We start from the raw sequence: 3,394 nt of genomic DNA, 5'->3' as shown, positions 1-3,394 counted from the left end.
GCCGCCGCCCCCGCCGCCGTCCTGGCGCAAGCCGGGCTGTCGGCCGACGACCAAGCCGTGCTGCGTCAGGCCCAGACCTATCTGACCGCCATGACCACGGCCCAGGGGACGTTCGTCGAGACCGGGCCGAACAATCAGCGCCGCACCGGCCGCTATTACCTGCAACGCCCCGGCAAGATGCGGTTCGAATACACTGAGCCTGAAGGCCTGCTGGTCGTCGCCGACGGCAACAACGTCAGCCGGTGGGATCCGCGCCTGAACGTCTTCCGCCAGGCGCCGCTGGGCCAGACGCCGCTGTCGACCTTCCTGGCCCGCGAGGTCCGGCTGGATCAGGGCGTGAAGATCGACCGGATCACGCGCATGGACTCCGGCGCCTTCGCCATCACCGCCCGCGACGCGCGCCGCCCCAACGAGGGCTCGGTCATACTGGCCTTCGCCGGGTCGCCCGTGCGCCTTCAGGAATGGACCATCACCGACGCCCAGGGCTCGCGCACCCGCGTGCAGCTGACGACGCTGCAACCGGCGCCGGGCCTGGCCGCCAGCCTGTTCCAGCTGCGCGACCCCACCCGTCGCAACCGCCGCAACTGATCGGTCGCGAAAAAAGAAGCAGGGCGAATTTGTGACAGTTTGACCTTTTTCGTCAGGCGTGACACTTTAAGCACAGGACGGCGGCGGCCGTCCCGCCCGCCACGGATTCATCCCCGCCTGGCGGCGAGAGAGACGAACTTCATGCGCCCGGACCTGGCTCCGGGCGCTTTTTTAATGCGCAAGACGACCGGCTTAGACCCCGCCCCGCCAAGCTGCTAAGCCCGCTTGCATGAGCCTTCGCATCGTCACCTGGAACATCAACTCGGTCCGCCTGCGCATTGATCAGGTCGCCCGTTTCGTCGCCGAACACGCCCCGGACGTCCTGTGCCTGCAGGAGATCAAATGCACCGAGGACCAGTTCCCGCGTCAGGCCTTCATCGACATGGGTCTGCCCTACCTGCGGATCGGCGGCCAGAAGGGCTGGCACGGGGTGGCGATCGCCAGCCGCCTGCCCATCGTCGACAGCCCCAAGCTGGACGTCTGCCGCGAAGGCCACGCCCGCTGCGTCTCGGCCGTGGTCGAGGGGGTGGAGGTGCAGAACTTCTACATCCCGGCGGGCGGCGATTTGCCGGACCGGGCGCTGAACCCCAAGTTCGATCACAAGATGGACTTCTATGAGCGACTGACCGCCGAGATGAAGACCCGCGACCGCCAGCGGCCCCTGGTCCTGGCCGGCGACTTCAACATCGCGCCGGGCGAGAACGACGTCTGGAACCACCGCTTCATGTCCAAGGTGGTCAGCCACACCCCCGGCGAGGTCGAGACCCTGTACCGGCTTCAGGACGCCGGCGGTTTCACTGACGTTTTGCGCGACCAGATCCCCGACCCGGTCAAGCTGGCCAGCTGGTGGAGCTATCGCGCCAAGGATTTCCGCAAGTCGAACCGGGGCCTGCGGCTGGACCATCTGTGGACCTCGCCCGGCCTGACGCCCGCCGTGGTCAAGGGCAGCGCCCGCATCCTGGACACGGTGCGCGAATGGGAACGGCCCAGCGACCACGCCCCGGTCGTGATGGACCTGGACGTCTGAGCCCGCCTCAGAAGGGGAAGAAGATCGGGATGGCGACCATGGCCGCCGCCCAGGTGATCAGGTTCAGCGGCGTGCCGACGCGGACGAAGTCCATGTAGCTGTAACCGCCCATCTGATAGACGAGGACGTTGGTCTGATAGCCGAAAGGGGTGGCGAAGGCGGCCGAGGCGGCCATCATCACCGCGACCAGGAAGGGGCGTGGATCAACCCCCAGACTCTCGGCCAGGGCGACGGCGATCGGCGTCACCAGCACCGCCACCGTGGCGTTGGACAGGAGCTCGGTCGCGAACAGGGTCACGCCGTAGAGCACGATCAGCGCGCCCAGAGGCCCGAACGGACGGATCACCTCGATCAGCAGACCCGCGCCTTGCGCCGCCAGTCCCGTCACTTCGATGGCGGTGCCGACCACCACCATGCCGGCGATCAACAGCAGGATGTCCGGCTTGAGACCCGAATAGGCTTCTTCCGGCGTCAGCACGCCCAGCAGGATCAGCGCCACCGCCCCGGCGAAGGCCGCCGCCGCGATGGGCGCGATCCCCAGACCCGCCGCCGCCACCACCATCACGAAAACCGCCAGGGCGATCAGCGCCCGCTTCCATTGCAAGGGCCGGTCGGCCGAGGCGTAGAGATCGACGTCGCCCAGATGGGCGTCCCCGGTGCCGTCGCGCTGACTGCGGCTTTCGCCCAACTGGGCGAAGGACGGCAAGGAGAAGGGCAGACGCCACCGCCCCTGTCGCGACGCCTTTTCGGCCAGGGCTTCCGCCTCGCGTCGTTCGCGTTCGGCCTCGGCTTCTTCCTCGGCGCAGGCGGCGCGGCCCAGCTGGCGCGCGCCGAAGAAATAGAGCCACAGCCCGCCGACCAGGGCGATGACCAGGCCCACCGGCGTGATCTCGAACAGGCTGAACACCGGCTGGCCCGCGTTGCGCGCCATGTCGTTGACCAGAAGATTGGTCGAGGTGCCGATCAGGGTCAGCAGGCCGCCCAACACCGTCACATGGCTGAGCGGCATCAGGAACCGCTTGGGCGACAGCTTCAGCGACTTGGCCATGTCGCGCACCACCGGCGCGGCCAGAACCACCACCGGCGTATTGTTCAGAAAGCCGCCGACCGAACCGCACAGGCCGATCACCACCCAGATCCCCGTCGCCCCGAACCGCTGGCACAACGCCGTCGCCTTGCGGATCATCAGCCCCAGCAGGCCCGACAGCTCGATGGCGTAGGCGATGACGAACAGGCCGGCCAGGGCGATGACCGCCGGGCTGGCGAAGGCGCTCTGCACCTCGACCGGGCGCACCACGCCGAACAGCAACAGGGCCGCCGCGCCGCTGAGCGCCACCACGTCCGAGCGCATCCGACCGTGGATCATCAGCCCGACCACGGCGATCAGAACGATGAGAGCGATGATCTGGTCCAGCGTCACCCGCGCAAGAACCCCTTTATCAGCCATCGCCGCGACCACGATCACGATCACGGGTCGGGGCGCCAATCAGCGTTTCCCGTGTTAGGCTGGTTCCATGTCGATCACAACGACCCGTCTCGCCGCGCCGCTCGCCCTGGCCGCGACCCTGCCGCTTCTGACCTGGTGTCAGAGACCGCCGGAACCGGCCGCGCCTGCGGATCCGGCCCCGCCGCCGACGGTCGTGCTGGACTCCACCTTGAACCGCGCCGCCCTGCTGGCCGCCCTGACCGAAGCCGGAACGGCTTTGGCCGATGGCCAGACCCGCGACGCGGCCCTGACTGGCCGAACGGTGTCGGTGCGCATGCCCTTTGGTTGCGGCG

The 3,394-nt window shown here is 68.3% G+C and carries 4 protein-coding genes; 3 read left to right on the top strand and 1 reads right to left on the bottom strand.

Translation table 11 applies throughout. The features are described from left to right. Together RT567_RS15140 and xth are read left to right on the top strand one after the other, a co-directional pair. A partial coding sequence (locus RT567_RS15140) for an outer membrane lipoprotein carrier protein LolA (protein ID WP_313577070.1) occupies nt 1–588 on the top strand: 588 nt, incomplete at its 5' end. A 229-nt stretch (nt 589–817) separates the two neighbouring features. Next, the gene (gene xth, locus RT567_RS15135) at nt 818–1,615 is read left to right on the top strand and encodes an exodeoxyribonuclease III (protein ID WP_313577069.1); all 798 of its coding nucleotides are present in this window, start codon (nt 818–820) and stop codon (nt 1,613–1,615) included. Between the two features lie 7 nt (nt 1,616–1,622). On the opposite strand, the gene RT567_RS15130 is transcribed toward xth, so the two are convergent. Next, entirely contained in the window at nt 1,623–3,101 is a 1,479-nt protein-coding gene (locus RT567_RS15130; RefSeq protein WP_409516183.1) for an SLC13 family permease, read from the bottom strand. A 28-nt stretch (nt 3,102–3,129) separates the two neighbouring features. On the opposite strand from RT567_RS15130, the gene RT567_RS15125 reads away from it, so the two are divergent. Further along, nucleotides 3,130–3,394, top strand: a 265-nt coding sequence (locus tag RT567_RS15125) for a hypothetical protein (protein WP_313577068.1), incomplete at its 3' end; no start/stop codon positions are given.

It is taken from the genome of Brevundimonas sp., assembly GCF_032107865.1.
Classification (GTDB): Bacteria; Pseudomonadota; Alphaproteobacteria; order Caulobacterales; family Caulobacteraceae; genus Brevundimonas.
This window is presented reverse-complemented; position numbering and strand designations above follow the sequence as displayed.

What these genes read in the sequence shown, in the direction of transcription:
- xth (WP_313577069.1), top strand. Translation starts at nt 818, where the DNA reads ATGAGCCTTCGCATCGTCACCTGGAACATCAACTCGGTCCGCCTGCGC.